The sequence below is a fragment of the Massilia terrae genome (genome assembly GCF_024753145.1).
GTDB lineage: Bacteria > Pseudomonadota > Gammaproteobacteria > Burkholderiales > Burkholderiaceae_D > Telluria > Telluria terrae.
Genome location: NZ_JANUGU010000002.1, coordinates 18,355 through 32,663, shown reverse-complemented (window position 1 = coordinate 32,663; position 14,309 = coordinate 18,355). Strand labels below are relative to the sequence as shown.

Genomic DNA, 14,309 nt, shown 5'->3' with positions numbered 1-14,309 from the left:
GGCCCGGCGTTCGGATGTGTTCCTTTCCACGCGGGCGTTGCGTGCCATATCGGAGCATTTATGAACCCAGTTGCCCTAATTCTTAACCCCGAGTTCGGTCAGGGCGTCGAACGGATCGCTCGTGAGATGCCGGTGTGGGTCTTGTCGAGTCCGACGAATGACGTCGCTGTCGAAGAGACGCGGCGTAAGTTCAAGGGCGCGATTGATGTCACCTCGTTTGTCCCCCGGCGCGCGGGCGACAGGTCTGCGACCTGTGCACAAGCTCTATACGATATCGACGAGCACCATGGGCCATGGAGCTCATCTCGACCCTACAACGAGTTGCGGATATTCGGCGTAAGCGAGGCGGATTTGCCACTGGACGTATTGGACGAATTGGGGCTGGCGCCAGCAGAATCCAGAGGAAGTGCGCTGATTCTTCATAAGCACCCCGGTCTGCATGTCGCCGCCCGATAAGCACTTTTAACACAGCACCAGCGCGCTCTTGGCTCAGTATGCATGTTGCCATCCCGGCATCCATTCTTTATTCTTGCTGGTCCGATAATATGCGGCCGACCGATCGATGGAAGGCCATGCTGACTGAATGCTCTCGACCGCTATCCGCGTGCGGGCTCCCGCCCAACTTCCGCTCCTGACCATCACCGCGTTCGGCACGCTGGCCTATCTGCTGATGGCCTGGCGCTGGGGCGGAACCGTCGAGGATTCACTGGCTTATTTCGACACCGCGCGCCACCTGCGCGGTGAGATTCCAGTGACGGAGCTGCGGGCGCCGTTTCCCTACCGCCTGCTGGTTCCGGGCATCGCCGCAATGCTGCCGGGAGAGTTGCATCACGCCTTCGCTTCCCTGAACTGGGCGCTGGTGACAGCCTCCGCCGTCCTGATGTGGCAGACCGTGCTCGCCGTTGGCGCAGGTAACGCGCGGGCGCTGCTGGCAGGGCTGCTGATGCTCCTGTCCTTGCCGGTCTACTGGTACGCACCGTATTTGCTGGTCGATCCCGGTTCGGTGTGCGCCCGCTCGCTGTTCGTGTTCGCGCTGCTGGCCGGGCAGCCCTGGCTCGCGCTGTTCGCCGGCTTGGTCGCGACCGCGGTCCGTGAAGAAAATATCCTGCTGCTGGGCTGGTTGCTCCTGAGCGGCCGGGTTTCGCTGCGCGCCGGTTTCGCGGCGCTGGCCGCCGCAGCGCTGTGGCTGCTTGCGGTGCGCTGGTGGATCATCGGCGGGCTCCCGAGCTACACCTGGCGCCCCAATTGGTGGACCGTGCGCCATGCGCTGCAGGATATTCCCTCGCTGCTCTCGATGGCGGGATGTGCCGGCGTGGTGCTGCCGCTTGGCCTGTTCGGGCTGTGGCGGGCGCCTGCCCAGCTCAAGCCGCTGGCGGGACTGATGCTGCTGATGACGCTGCCATTGTTATATGCCGCCATGAGCGTGCGCATCGACGGCCGCGCGATCTGGGGCCTGTATCCTTTCCTCATCCCCCTCGCTGCGACCGTGGCGATCCGGCGCGCCCCATAAAAAAACGGCCGCCGGATTGCTCCGGCGGCCGCCCCCGTTGAAGGTGCGTTTAGTTCAGCGGTAAAACGCCTCGACCTTGCCTTTCAGCTTGATCAGCATCGGCTTGCCCTTGCGGTCCAGGACCTTGCCGGCGGCGACCTTGATCCAGCCTTCGCTGATGCAGTATTCCTCGACGTCGTGGCGATCCGTATCGTTGAAGCGGATGCCGACGTCGTGCTGGAACACTTCCCGCACGTGATGCGGGCTCTTCGGATCGATGGACAGGCGGTCGGGGAGGGTGGGTTTGGTGGTGTCGTTCATGGTTTCGCAATTATCCACGAATCAGGACCGCAAGGCGAGCCATCACGCATTCGGGCGGTGCCTGATTGTCGTTGTCGCGTGGCAACAGTCAGTAAAAAATTGTTCCAGAAACTGTAACGAGAATGCGTAATGTAACTAACGGTAGCAATTGGTCGAGTGAGATATGCGCGACGTTGTAATCGCGTTCGTGCTTGAAGAGCGGCATGATGTGTCATTTGTGTGCAAATTATGCAATATTAGTAATTAAATAATTTAACCGGAAGTTGCCCCCGGCTGGCGAGATGGCCATTAAAATCATCTTGTTTCCTAAAGGTAATGCGTTTTTCTGCATTTGCAACTTTTCGCTTCCAGCTTTTGACAATGACCTCCTCCGCGACACTCCTGAGTTTTGGCTCACGCACCAATACATCCACCACCACCCCGACCGACTTCAGCCACGACTCTCACCTGGTCACCTCGGGTTACAGCGGTGCATCCTATGACAGCACCACCGGCCTGATCAATATCCCGGTCACCGCCGGGCAGGCCACCATCGGCTTCGGCAGCTATGTGCCACAAAACTATACCGGCCCGGGTGCGATGTACCTGTACGCGGTGATCATCAAGGACTCGAACGGCAACGTGCTGGTCAACGAGGAGTTCAATACCTGGACTGGCACCTTGCCGACCACCACTGGCGAGAAAACCGCCCAGTTCACCGGCGACGCCGGGCGCACCTGGAACGTCTACACCAACGCGAATTCGATCTACACCGGCTACGGCGCCGCGTTTGCGTCGAAGACGACCAACAGCGACAAGGGCGTGGTTTATCCGGCCGACGGCGGCGGCCCGTTCAAGGTCCTGATGTCGACCGACCTCAACATCGCGGCCGGTGTGACCGGTGTGACGGTCGACCTGCGCTGGGGCTACCAGATCAGCAACAGCGGCACCGAGGCCCGCACCTTCTCGATCGGCTTCCAGAACCAGGCGGTCAGCGCCAAGGACCTGTTTTCCTTCCTCGGTCCGGCCCCCGTCGACACCACGCCGCCGACGCTGGCGATCACCAGTGACCTGGCCAAGCTGAAAGTGGGCGAGACGGCGACCGTCACCTTCACCTTCAGCGAAGACCCCGGCGCGACCTTCACTGCCAGCGACATCGCCGTCAACGGCGGCACGCTGGGCGCGCTGACCGGCACCGGCATGGTTCGCACCGCCGTGTTCACGCCGGCCGCCGGCACTGAAGCCAGCGCCAGCATTTCGGTCGCCGCCGGCACCTATGCTGACGCCGCCGGCAACAACAATGTGGTGGCCTCGGCGCTCTCGATTCCGGTCGACACCAAGCCGCCCACCCTGGCCATCAGCAGCGACCTGTCGGCACTGAAGGCGGGCGATACCGCCACGGTCACGTTCACGTTCAGCGAAGACCCGGGCATCGGCTTCGGATCCGGCATCGTTTCCGTCGCCGGTGGCACGCTGGGCCAGATGTCGGGCAGCGGCACTGTGCGCACCGCCGTGTTCACGCCGAGCGCCAACAGCGAAACCACGGCCAGCATTGCCGTTGCGGGCGCGGATTATGCAGATGCCGCAGGCAATACCGGTTCGGCTTCCTCGCTCTCGCTCACCGTCGACACCAAAGCGCCGACCCTGGCCATCACCAGCGACGCCGCGGCACTGAAAGCGGGGCAGTCGGCGACGGTCACCTTCACCTTCAGCGACGACCCGGGCGCTGGCTTCAACGCCAATGCGATTTCCGTCGCCGGCGGCACGCTCGGCGCGTTGTCGGGCACCGGCCTGGTCCGCACCGCCGTGTTCACCCCGAGCGCCAACGCCGAAACCACCGCCAGCATCGCGGTCGCCGGCACGAGCTACGCTGACGCCGCCGGCAACAGCGGTTCGGCATCGTCGCTGTCGATCGCTGTCGATACCAAGGCGCCAACGCTGGCGATCGGCAGCGACCTGTCCGCACTGAAGGCGGGCCAGGCGGCGACCGTATCGTTCACGTTCAGCGAGAACCCGGGCGCAAGCTTTACCAGCAGCGACATCGCCGTCACCGGCGGCACGCTGGGCGCGCTGTCCGGCACGGGCCTGGTCCGTACCGCCGTGTTCACGCCGGCTGCCAACCTTGAGGGTAGCGCCAGTATCGCGGTCACCGCGGGCAGTTACGCGGATGCGGCGGGGAATACCGGCTCGGCCTCGTCGCTCTCGCTGGCCATCGACACCGAACCGCCGACCCTGGCCATCACCAGCGACATGGTGGCGCTGAAAGCAGGGCAGGCCGCCACGGTCACCTTCACCTTCAGCGAAAACCCGGGCGCGAGCTTTACGCAGGGTAGTGTTGCCGTTTCCGGCGGCACGCTGGGCGCGCTGTCGGGAAGCGGCCTCGTGCGTACTGCCGTGTTCACGCCGAATGCCAACATGGAAGGCAACGCCAGCATCGCGGTGGCCGGCGCCAACTACGCCGACGCCGCCGGCAACACTGGTTCGGCTTCCTCGGTGTCGATCGCAGTCGACACCAAGGCCCCGACGCTCGCCATCACCAGCGATGCGGCTGCGCTGAAAGCAGGGCAGGCCGCAACGGTTACCTTCACGTTCAGCGAGGATCCGGGCGCGACCTTCACGGCGGGCGGCATCGCCATTTCCGGCGGCACGCTGGGCGCGCTGACCGGCACCGGCCTCGTGCGCACCGCTGTGTTCACGCCGAGCGCCAACACCGAGACCACCGCCACGATTTCCGTCGCCGGCGCCAACTACGCCGACGCCGCCGGCAACGCCGGCTCGGCCTCGCAGTTGGCGATCGCGGTCGACACCAAACCGCCGACCTTGGCCATCAGCAGCGACCTGTCGGCGGTGAAAGCCGGCCAGGCGGCAACGGTGACCTTCACCTTCAGCGAGAACCCGGGAGCGACTTTCACTTCCGGCGACATCGTGGTGTCCGGCGGCACGCTGGGCACGCTGTCGGGCACCGGCCTGGTCCGCACCGCCGTGTTCACGCCGACCGCCAACCTGGAAGGCAGCGCGAATATCTCGGTTGCAGGCGCCAACTATGCTGACGCCGCCGGCAACACCGGCGCGTCGGCGCAGCTGTCGATCGCGGTCGACACCAAGCCGCCGGCACTGGCGATCAGCAGCGACATGGCCGCATTGAAAGCAGGCCAGGCCGCGACCGTGACCTTCACCTTCAGCGAAGACCCGGGCGCGAGCTTCACAGCGAACAGCATCGCCGTGTCGGGCGGAACGCTGGGCGCGCTGTTGGGCACCGGCCTGGTGCGCACGGCCGTGTTCACGCCGAGCATCAACACCGAAACCACCGCGAATATTGCGGTCGCAGGCGCCAACTACGCCGACGCCGCCGGCAATACCGGATCCGCGTCGCAGCTGTCAATCGCGGTCGATACCAAACCACCAGTGCTGGCGATCACCAGCGACACGGCGGCGCTGAAGGCCGGGCAGGCCACGACGGTCACGTTTGCCTTCAGTGAAGACCCGGGCGCCAGCTTCACCAGCGATGGCATTGCGGTCGCGGGCGGCACGCTCGGCGCGTTGTCGGGCACTGGCCTGGTGCGCACCGCCGTGTTCACGCCGAGCGCCAACACCGAAACCACGGCCAGTATCGCGGTTGCCAACTATGCTGACGCCGCCGGCAACACCGGTTCTGCCGCTTCGTTGTCGATTGCGGTCGACACCAAGCCGCCGTCGCTCGCCATCAGCAGCGACCTGGCCGCGCTGAAAGCAGGGCAGGCCGCAACCATCACCTTTACGTTCAGCGAAGATCCGGGCGCCAGCTTCAGCGCCAGCGGCATCGCCGTGTCGGGCGGCACGCTGGGCGCGCTCTCCGGCACCGGCCTGGTGCGCACGGCCGTGTTCACGCCGAGCGCCAACACCGAGACCACCGCGAACATCGCGGTCGCCGGCGCCAACTACAAGGACGCCGCCGGCAATACCGGTTCGGCCTCGCAGCTGGCGATCGCGGTCGACACCAAACCGCCGGTGCTGGGGATCAGCAGCGACATGGCTGCCCTGAAGGCAGGCCAGGCCGCGACCGTGACCTTCACTTTCAGCGAAGATCCGGGTGCAAGCTTCAGCGCCGACGGCGTCGCCGTCTCCGGCGGCACGCTGGGCGCGCTGTCCGGCACCGGCCTGGTGCGGACCGCCGTGTTCACGCCGTCCATCAACACCGAGACCACCGCCCATATCGCAGTCGCCGGCGCCAACTACGCTGACGCCGCCGGCAACACCGGTGCCGCGGCCTCGCTGGCGATCGCCGTCGACACCAAGCCGCCCGTGCTCGCCATTACCAGCAGCATGGCCGACCTGGTCGCTGCCGAAACCGCGACCATCACCTTCAGCTTCAGCGAAGACCCGGGCGCCAGCTTCACGCTGGCCGACATCGCCGTCTCCGGCGGCACGGTCGCCAGCCTGGCCGGTTCCGGACTGACCCGCACGGTGGTGTTCACGCCGGCCGCGCACAGCGCCGGCACCGCCTCGGTATCGGTCGCCGCCGGCGCCTACAGCGATGCCGCCGGCAACGACGGCGCGGCCGCGGCGCTGGCCCCGCTGCCGTTCAGCACGACCGCACCGGCCATCACCTTCGGCAGCCTGGCCCTGAGCCAGGATACCGGCACGCCGCACGATTTCGTCACCGGCGTGTCCGAACAGACCGTCCGCGCGACCCTGAGCACGGCGCTGCTGCGCGGCCAGAAGGTGCTCGGCTCGCTGGACGGCGGCGCGCACTGGATCGACATCACCAGCAAGGTGAGCGGCACCACGCTGGCTTGGACCGGCGTGACCCTGCCCGACAACGGCACCCTGAAACTGGAAGTGGTTGACGGCGCCGGCCAGACCGGTCCGGTCGCCAGCCAGGCCTACCTGGTCGACCACCTCGCGCCGACCGACATCCTGCTGTCGTCCAACTGGGTCCTCGACAGCGCTGGCCGCAATTCCGTGGTCGGCACGCTGACCGCGCTCGACCCGACGCCGCACGACGTGGTCGACATCACCCTGGTCAGCAGCGGTGATGGCCGCAGCGCCGACAACGGTGCGTTCGCGATCGTCGGCGGCCAGTTGGTCGCGCTCGATCCGGCCCACCTCGGCGCCGGCACCAAGCATATCTTCGTGAGCGCAACCGACATCGTCGGCCACTCGATCAGCCGCGAGATGACGGTGCAGGTGGTCCACGGCACCGTGCAGCCGGGCCCGGGCGACGACGGCGACAATATCGCCAACATCGTCGAGCAGCAGGTGCCGGTGCAGCGCTCGGCCAACGGCCAGTACGTGGCCGGCGACGGCAACGGCGATGGCATTGCCGACAGTGCCCAGAGCAACGTGACCTCGGCGCCTTTCCTGAAGAGCAGCACGGCCCAGTCGAATCCGGGCACGTCGGCGCAAACCTACGTGAGCCTGGTTGCCGATTCGCTCGCCGGCAAGGCCGACGCGGCGGGACATGCGGTGCTGCAATCGGTGACCCAGCTCGACGCGCCGTTCATCCGGCCGGCCGACCTGAAAATGCCGCTGGGCCAGATCAGTTTCCAGGCCTCCGTGCAGGCGGGCGCGACAGAACACTTCAGCCTGTTCGTCGACAACGGCCTCGCGATCAATGGTTACTGGAAGCAGGCCGCCAACGGCGACTGGGTCAACCTGGCCAGCGCCAAATTCGGCGGCAGCATGACCATGGATGGCGGCAAGATCCGCCTCGACTTCTCGATCACCGATGGTGGCCAGTTCGACGCCGACGGCAAGGCCGATGGCGTGATCACCGATCCGGGCGCAGCGGGCTACCGGCCGGGCATGCTCGACAGCGACCTGGACGGCTTCCCGGATGCGCTGGAAGCGGCCAACGGCCTGACCGTCGGCACGCGGGACAACGACGTCTTCGGCAGCAGCAAGCTGTTCGTGATGCAGTTGTACCGCGACATCCTGTACCGCGAAGCGGACGGCGCCGGCCTGGGCTTCTGGCAGGCGCAGATCGACAGCGGCAAATTGAGCAAGGCGCAGGTGGCCGCGTCCTTCCTGGAATCACAGGAAGTAACGGATGGCACCGCGGCGGTTGCGCGCCTGTTCGTGGGCGGCCTGGGGCACATGCCCGAGATGGATGTCCTGCACAACTTTGTCGATGTGCTGCACGCCGGTTCGACGATCACCGCCTTGGCCGGCAATATCGCCGCCGGCACCGAGTTCCAGGCCAAATACGGCGCGCTGGGCAACGCGGCCTTCACCAGCCAGCTGTTCCAGGACGTGCTGCACCGTGGCGCGGGCCAGGCGGAACTGGCGCAGTGGACGGCGGCGCTGGACAAGGGCGCGAGCCGTGGCGACCTGCTGGCCAACCTGGCGGGTTCGGCCGAGAACGTCGCGGCTACCAGCCACCTGATTTCAGTTGCGCTCGGCTACTACGACATGCTGGTCCGCGCGCCGGAGCAGGCGGGACAGGACTACTGGATCAACGTCCTCGACCACGGCACCAGCGTTGCCAGCCTGGTCGGCTCCTTCATCGCTTCGCCGGAGTACCACGGCCGCTTCCTGCCTTAAGAGGAACGTGGCGTGAGCAAAAGCGGGCCCGCGAGGCCCGCTTTTTTTCGCCCTGTTTTTGTTAAACACGAACATCGTTCCCGCGCAGGCGGGAACGACGATATCTCTTGGTTTCGGCTTTAGTTGCACTTGCCGCGCAGGGCGGCGATGGCGACGAAGGGCGCGGCCAGCAGGCCGCCGAAGATGTAGGTTGGCTGGTTCTTGAGCCCGTCCGGCCGCAGGCAGCCGGGAACTTTGGCCTCGTCGAACTGGCGCGAGAAATTCTCGTAGCGGTCCCCGCTCAGTGCTCGCCCACGATCCTGCTCGGCGGCTTTCTCTTCGGCGGCCAGCGTTTCCTTCACCGCCTGCCTGACCACCTCATCGCTCAGCGCGATCCGCAGGGGAGGGCGCTGCGGTGCGGGGTCCGCCTGCGGCGCGCGCGCCTGCGCCTGCGCGGTGCCGGCCACGGCCACGCTCAGGAAGGCGGCTAGCAACGGTGAGCGATGCGGTTTCATGGGACGAATGTACAGGATTTTTTGCAGCGCCTGCTTCCCTGAACATTTCGTTACAGTAAATGCAATGTGCATATATGCACAATTTTTGTTCTTTCCAAATTACAATGACTTTTTTAACAAGTCATCGAGGAATGGATGAAGACTTTTGCCGCCTTGTTCACCGCCGCGCTGATGCTGTTCGTCAGCCCCGCCGCGCTGTCCGCCAACGCCACACGCTATTTCGATAACAGTGGCCGTACCGATGTGCTGTCCGGCGGCGTGCGCATGATCCCGGTCACCACGCCGAAGGGAACTTTCAAGGTCTGGGCCAAGCGCGTCGGGAACAACCCGACCATCAAGGTCTTGCTGCTGCACGGCGGCCCGGGCGCGACCCACGAATATTTCGAGGCGGCCGACAGCTACTTCCCCGGCGCCAGCATCGAGTATTACTACTACGACCAGCTCGGCTCGGCCTACAGCGAGCAGCCGGACCAGCCCGCGCTGTGGGAACTGCCGCGCTTCGTCGAGGAAGTCGAGCAGGTGCGCAAGGCGCTCGGCCTGAACAAGGACAATTTCTACCTGCTGGGCCACTCCTGGGGCGGCATCCTCGCGGCCGAATACGCCCTGAAGTACGGCCAGAACCTGAAGGGCATGATCATCTCCAACATGATGATGAGCATCCCCGCGTACAACGTGTACGCCGAGAAGGTACTGATGCCGCAGATGAACCAGAAGGCGCTGGCCGAAATCCTGAAGATGGAAAAGGCCGGCAAGTACGAAGATCCGCGCTACGAGGAACTGCTGGTCCCGTATTACGAAGCGCACATCCTGCGCATGCCAATGGACAAATGGCCGGAGCCGGTCGTGCGTTCCTTCGCCCGCATGAACAAGAAGATCTACGTGCCGATGCAGGGCCCGAGCGAAATGGGTTCGCACAACTCCAAGCTCGAACACTGGGACCGCGTGGCCGACCTGCCGAAGATCGCGGTGCCGACGCTGGTCATCGCCGGCAAGTACGACACCATGGATCCGGCGCACATGAAGATGGTGTCGCAGAAGGTGCAGCATGGCCGCTACCTGCTCACCAACGGCGGCCACATGGATATGTATGACGACCAGAAGGTCTACTTCGACGGCTTGATCAAGTTCCTGAAAGACGTCGATAGCGGGAACTTCAAATGAAGCGGCTGTTCATTGCGCTGTGCCTGTTCGCGGCCAGCCTGTCGGCATCGGCGCAACAGGCCGATCCGGCGCTGGCGCGCGCCGTCAACGCCTTCGTCGACGCATGGCACGACGACGCCGCGCATGCGCGCCCGGCCTACTTCGACAAGATCGCGCCCGACGGCGTCTACATCGGCACCGACAAGAGCGAGCTGTGGCACCAGCCCCAGTTCAAGGAATGGGCGAAGAAGTATTTCGAGCGCGGCTCGGCGTGGTCGTTCAAGGCCGTGCGCCGCAACGTCTATGCTTCGCCCGACGGCAACTTCATCTGGTTCGACGAAATCCTCGACACGCCCAACATGGGGCCGTGCATGTCCAGCGGCGTGATCCGCAAGACGGCCACCGGTTTCGAGATCCTGCACTTCCAGCTGTCGTTCGCGATCCCGAACGAGCTGGCGGGGCAGGTGACCAAACTGGTCAAGGACTTCGAATCGAAGCAGCACTGAGGCTTAAGCCAGCCCTCATCGCCATGCCATAATGTGAAGCTTGGACACCACCAGGCTTCACCCTTGAGCACTTCCTACGTCGGGCGTTTCGCGCCATCTCCCACCGGCCCGCTGCACGCGGGCTCGCTGGTCGCCGCCGTCGCCAGCTACCTCGACGCGCGCGCCCACGGCGGCACCTGGCTGGTGCGCATCGAAGACATCGACGAAGGCCGCAGCGTGCCCGGCGCGGCCGCAGGGATCCTCAAGCTCCTGCACGCGCTCGGCATGGAGTCGGACCGCGAGGTGGTGTGGCAGAGCCGCCGCAAGGCGCTGTACCAGGCCGCGTTCGACTGCCTGGCCCAACACGCCTACCCATGCGGCTGCAACCGCCGCGAGATCGCCGATTCGCGCCTGGGCCTGGCCCCGGATGGGTCCGCGATCTACCCCGGCACCTGCCGCGATGGCCTGGCGCCCGGCCGCACTACCCGCAGCCTGCGCCTGCGCGTGCCGGAAGAGGGCGCCGACCTGATTGAATTCACTGACCGCTTCGCCGGCCTCGTGCGCCAGCGCCTGGCCGTGGAGTCCGGCGACTTCGTCCTGAAGCGGGCCGACGGCTACTGGGCCTACCAGCTGGCGGTGGTGGTCGATGACGCCGAGCAGGGCGTCACCGACGTCGTGCGTGGGGCCGACCTGATCGATTCGACCCCGCGCCAGATCTACCTGCAACGCCTGCTCGGCGTCCCGACCCCGCGCTACCTGCACGTGCCGGTGGTGCGCAACGCCGCCGGCGAAAAGCTCTCCAAGCAGACCGGGGCGGTCGCGGTCGAGCCAGGCGACGAGGCTGGCGCCGTCGCCGCGCTGCAGGATGCCGCCCGTTTCCTCGGCCTGCAAGTCGAGCCTGTCGCTTCGCTCGCCGGATTCTGGCAAGCAGCCGTCCCGGCCTGGGCCAGGCTGCTGTCGGTGCGCGAAGCTGCTTCCCTCAACCCACCCGGCTAGCCAACCCGGCGCCGGGCCATCAGGCCAAGCCCGGCAAGTCCGATCCCCAGCATCGCCCACGACGCCGGTTCGGGAATCGGCGCCGCCACCAGCCAGCCGCGGATTTCGCCGTTGGGATGGCTGCTGGTGTGGATGTTGACATAGGCCTCGTTGGCATTAATCGCCGTCATCAGCGCCGCGGCCGCTCCTGCCGCCGTGCCGCCATTCGCGGTCAGGAAGGGCGCGGTGAAGGATGTGTCCTTCGTCAAATCGACCGAACCGGTGAACTGGCCGGCCTTGACGTCGGTCGGGAAGCCGGTGAACGGCACGGCGATCTCCGCATTGCCGGTGAAGGCGGCGGTGGTGCAGCAGTGGATGTGGGCGGCCGTGGTGCCGCTCATCAGCTCACTGAAGCGGGAATCGACGAACAGCTTGGCGCCTGCGATGTCGACTTCGGTCAGGCTGAAGCCGGGCGAGGCGTTTGGCGGACTTTCGAGCGCGCCCGCCGCGACGGCCTGGAACCGGTCACCGACCGGCGCTGCCTGCACCGACGACGCCGCGACTGCGGCAGCCGCCAGTGCCAGGACGGATAGAACATGTTTCATGGTACCTCCTCATCTTGAACAGGAAACAGCGCCCCTATTGCAGCGCTGCCTAAAAAAGTAGCATTCGTGAGAAGGCTGGGTACACACCGTACGGCTGGGAAGTGTCCCGTGCGACTCTGGCTTTCAATAACATGCATGATGCCAAAATGTAAATTACTGGTGGCATCCGATGCGATACATTTTTTCGACCCTGATCCTGCTTTCCGTATCATGTTGTGCGCTGGCACAGGACGCTACGCTGCTGGCCGGCACCATGAACGTCGACAAGACCGGCGACAAGTCCTTCGCCGTCAACCTCAGCTACACCCAGCGCCTCGCGCCGTATTTCGCGGCTAGCCTGGAATACACCAACGAGGGCCATCCGCCGCTGCACCACCGCGACGGCCTGTCGCCGCAGCTGTGGCTGCACACGCTGGCGCCGGCCAAGGACTGGTCGTTCGCGCTCGGCGCCGGGCCGTACTACTACTTCGACACCACCACCGGCAACGGCTCGCTGGCCGACTACCGCAACGAACATGGCTGGGGCACGATGGTCAACGCCAGCGCCAAATACCACCTGGGCGACAAGCGCACTTACGCCGAGGTGCGGCTGTCGCACATCAACGGCCGCAAGGAGCACGACAGCACGCTGGTGATGGTCGGTCTCGGCTACGAGCTGCGCAACCTGCCGACCGTGATCAAGGAGGAGAACGCGGACAGCGGCGAGAACATGGTGATGGCGCTGGCCGGCCGCTCGATCGTGAACAGCTTCAAGTCGGAGAAGGCGACCGGCTACGGCGTCGAGTACCGGCACACGGTCAATCCGAATGTCGAGTGGAGCCTGACGGCGATGAATGAAGGACGCATCGGCGTGGCCGAACGCAAGGGCGTGGCTGGCCAGCTATGGCTGCTGCGGCCCTTCACCGAGCACACGGTGCTGGAGCTGGGCATGGGTGGCTATGTGATGCGCGACCAGATCGACCGCGACAATATCCGCGAGGAGCCGAAGACCCATTTCGCGCCGATCGCGTCGATCGGCATGCGTTGGCGGCTGACGCCGATGATGCGGGCGCAGCTGAGCTGGAGCAGGGTGATCACCGACTACCATCGGGATTCGGATGTGTTCCTGCTGGGGGTGGGCTGGCTCTACTGAGCCGGCGCCGCAACATCGGCCACCTCATCAAATCAAGGTCGTCCCCGCGCCGGCAGGCTTCACGCGAGCTGTCTATGGGTTCCCGCCTGCGCGGGAACGACGGTCATTTTCGCTTTGTTGGACGGCTTCCCGCTCCTGCCTGGCCGCCTCTTCCGGATGCTCCTTCGCCCACTCCTCGTACCGCTCCAGCTCTTCCGCATAAATGTCGAATATGCACGGCATGCAGCCGCTGCGGCAGCAGTCTTCCAGTTCCGGCTCGACGGGACGCTTCATGATCGTTTGTCGCTGTTGAGGATCGCCTGGATCTCCTCGCGTTCCTTCTGGCTGACGTGGCCGCGCAGGGCCGCCAGCACCAGTTCCTTGCCCGAGCCCGAGAACGCCTTGTTGATCAGCTCCTTGACCAGGTTGGTCTGCAGTGACTCCTGCGCCTGCGCCGGCGTGTACACGTGCGCGCGCTGGCTTTCGTCGCGTGTCAGCAGGCCCTTGGCGTGCATGACCTGCAGCTGGCGCAGCACGTTGGCGTAGCCCATGTCCGGCCGCGTCGCCACCGCCGCGTCGTGCACCTGGCGCGCCGTGGACGGGCCGAGCTGCCACAGGATGCGCAGCAGTTCGAGTTCGGACGGGGTGGGCTTGGGAAGGGCGGGGGATTTCGGCATGGCCCTAGAATAAATGATCTAGGTGCGAAAGTCGATGCCGTCCCCCGCGCGCTCCAACTCAATCCGCGTGATAGCGCCGCATCATGAAGGCCATCTGCGCGCCGTCGCGCTCGCACACGCCGCGCATCCACTCGCCCTCGCGAATCGTGTACGTGACCTCGGCGCCTTCGGCCTTGCCGGCGCAGGCCGCATGGGCAGCGGCCGGCACGTCAGGCACCTTCGGCGGCGGTGGCGGCGCCGGGATCGCGGGCATGGCCGGCATATGCGGCATGTGCGGCATCCGCGGCAGCCTGGCCGCGCCGTCGTCATCATGCAAGGACGGGGGCGGCGGGGCGGGCGGAGCCGGCGGGGCCGGTGGTGCGGGAGGCGCAGGCGGAGCCGGCGGGGCTTCGCACTTGCCGTGCTTGACGTTGCAGGTGACGTCCACCGTGGCCGAGCTGGCGCCGGCCGCAGCCAGCAGTACCGTCATCAGTGCGAGCGATGCGATCTTCTTCATGTTCGTTCTCCTCAT

Annotated in this window: 13 protein-coding genes; 7 read left to right on the top strand and 6 right to left on the bottom strand. The window is 65.6% G+C overall.

The features are described 5' to 3' along the window. Window positions 1-60: 60 nt before the first annotated feature. A complete protein-coding gene (locus tag NX778_RS07410; RefSeq protein WP_258811084.1) occupies window positions 61-456 on the top strand; it encodes a hypothetical protein in 396 nt (131 codons plus the stop codon). Between the two features lie 127 nt (window positions 457-583). Then, on the top strand, window positions 584-1,510 hold the full coding sequence (locus NX778_RS07405) for a hypothetical protein (protein ID WP_258811083.1): 927 nt from the start codon (window positions 584-586) through the stop codon (window positions 1,508-1,510). Between the two features lie 54 nt (window positions 1,511-1,564). Here NX778_RS07405 and NX778_RS07400 read toward each other — a convergent pair whose 3' ends face one another. Next, entirely contained in the window at window positions 1,565-1,810 is a 246-nt protein-coding gene (locus NX778_RS07400; RefSeq protein ID WP_258811082.1) for a DUF3297 family protein, read from the bottom strand. 360 nt (window positions 1,811-2,170) lie between these two features. On the opposite strand from NX778_RS07400, the gene NX778_RS07395 reads away from it, so the two are divergent. Further along, window positions 2,171-8,311: an Ig-like domain-containing protein gene (locus NX778_RS07395; protein WP_258811081.1), complete on the top strand. Its 6,141-nt coding sequence runs from the start codon at window positions 2,171-2,173 to the stop codon at window positions 8,309-8,311. 119 nt (window positions 8,312-8,430) lie between these two features. Here the strand turns inward: NX778_RS07395 and NX778_RS07390 are convergent, their stop codons facing one another. Beyond that, on the bottom strand, window positions 8,431-8,805 hold the full coding sequence (locus NX778_RS07390; RefSeq protein ID WP_258811080.1) for a hypothetical protein: 375 nt from the start codon (window positions 8,803-8,805) through the stop codon (window positions 8,431-8,433). Between the two features lie 135 nt (window positions 8,806-8,940). On the opposite strand from NX778_RS07390, the gene NX778_RS07385 reads away from it, so the two are divergent. The 3 genes from NX778_RS07385 (at window position 8,941) to gluQRS (ending at window position 11,426) form a co-directional block, all read left to right on the top strand. Beyond that, window positions 8,941-9,966 (top strand): proline iminopeptidase-family hydrolase, encoded by a 1,026-nt coding sequence (locus NX778_RS07385; RefSeq protein ID WP_258811079.1) that lies wholly within the window; start codon window positions 8,941-8,943, stop codon window positions 9,964-9,966. Next, window positions 9,963-10,451 carry a nuclear transport factor 2 family protein gene (locus NX778_RS07380; protein WP_258811078.1) on the top strand — a complete coding sequence of 163 codons (489 nt, stop codon included), beginning with the start codon at window positions 9,963-9,965 and terminating at the stop codon, window positions 10,449-10,451. Before NX778_RS07385 ends, NX778_RS07380 begins: the two co-directional genes overlap by 4 nt. Before the next feature lie 63 nt (window positions 10,452-10,514). After that, window positions 10,515-11,426, top strand: a complete 912-nt coding sequence (gene gluQRS, locus NX778_RS07375) for a tRNA glutamyl-Q(34) synthetase GluQRS (RefSeq protein ID WP_258811077.1) — start codon at window positions 10,515-10,517, stop codon at window positions 11,424-11,426. Here the strand turns inward: gluQRS and NX778_RS07370 are convergent. Beyond that, window positions 11,423-12,010, bottom strand: a complete 588-nt coding sequence (locus NX778_RS07370; protein ID WP_258811076.1) for a CHRD domain-containing protein — start codon at window positions 12,008-12,010, stop codon at window positions 11,423-11,425. The genes gluQRS and NX778_RS07370 overlap by 4 nt on opposite strands. Before the next feature lie 169 nt (window positions 12,011-12,179). Here NX778_RS07370 and NX778_RS07365 point away from each other — a divergent pair, with 169 nt between their 5' ends. Beyond that, window positions 12,180-13,142: a porin family protein gene (locus NX778_RS07365; protein WP_258811075.1), complete on the top strand. Its 963-nt coding sequence runs from the start codon at window positions 12,180-12,182 to the stop codon at window positions 13,140-13,142. A gap of 72 nt (window positions 13,143-13,214) precedes the next feature. Here NX778_RS07365 and NX778_RS07360 read toward each other — a convergent pair whose 3' ends face one another. From NX778_RS07360 to NX778_RS07350, 3 genes are read right to left on the bottom strand one after another with little or no spacing between them, the layout of a single operon-like run. Beyond that, window positions 13,215-13,415 carry an oxidoreductase-like domain-containing protein gene (locus tag NX778_RS07360; RefSeq protein ID WP_258811074.1) on the bottom strand — a complete coding sequence of 67 codons (201 nt, stop codon included), beginning with the start codon at window positions 13,413-13,415 and terminating at the stop codon, window positions 13,215-13,217. After that, window positions 13,412-13,798 carry a BlaI/MecI/CopY family transcriptional regulator gene (locus NX778_RS07355; protein WP_258811073.1) on the bottom strand — a complete coding sequence of 129 codons (387 nt, stop codon included), beginning with the start codon at window positions 13,796-13,798 and terminating at the stop codon, window positions 13,412-13,414. Before NX778_RS07355 ends, NX778_RS07360 begins: the two co-directional genes overlap by 4 nt. A gap of 58 nt (window positions 13,799-13,856) precedes the next feature. Further along, window positions 13,857-14,294, bottom strand: a complete 438-nt coding sequence (locus NX778_RS07350) for a hypothetical protein (protein ID WP_258811072.1) — start codon at window positions 14,292-14,294, stop codon at window positions 13,857-13,859. Window positions 14,295-14,309: the final 15 nt, after the last annotated feature.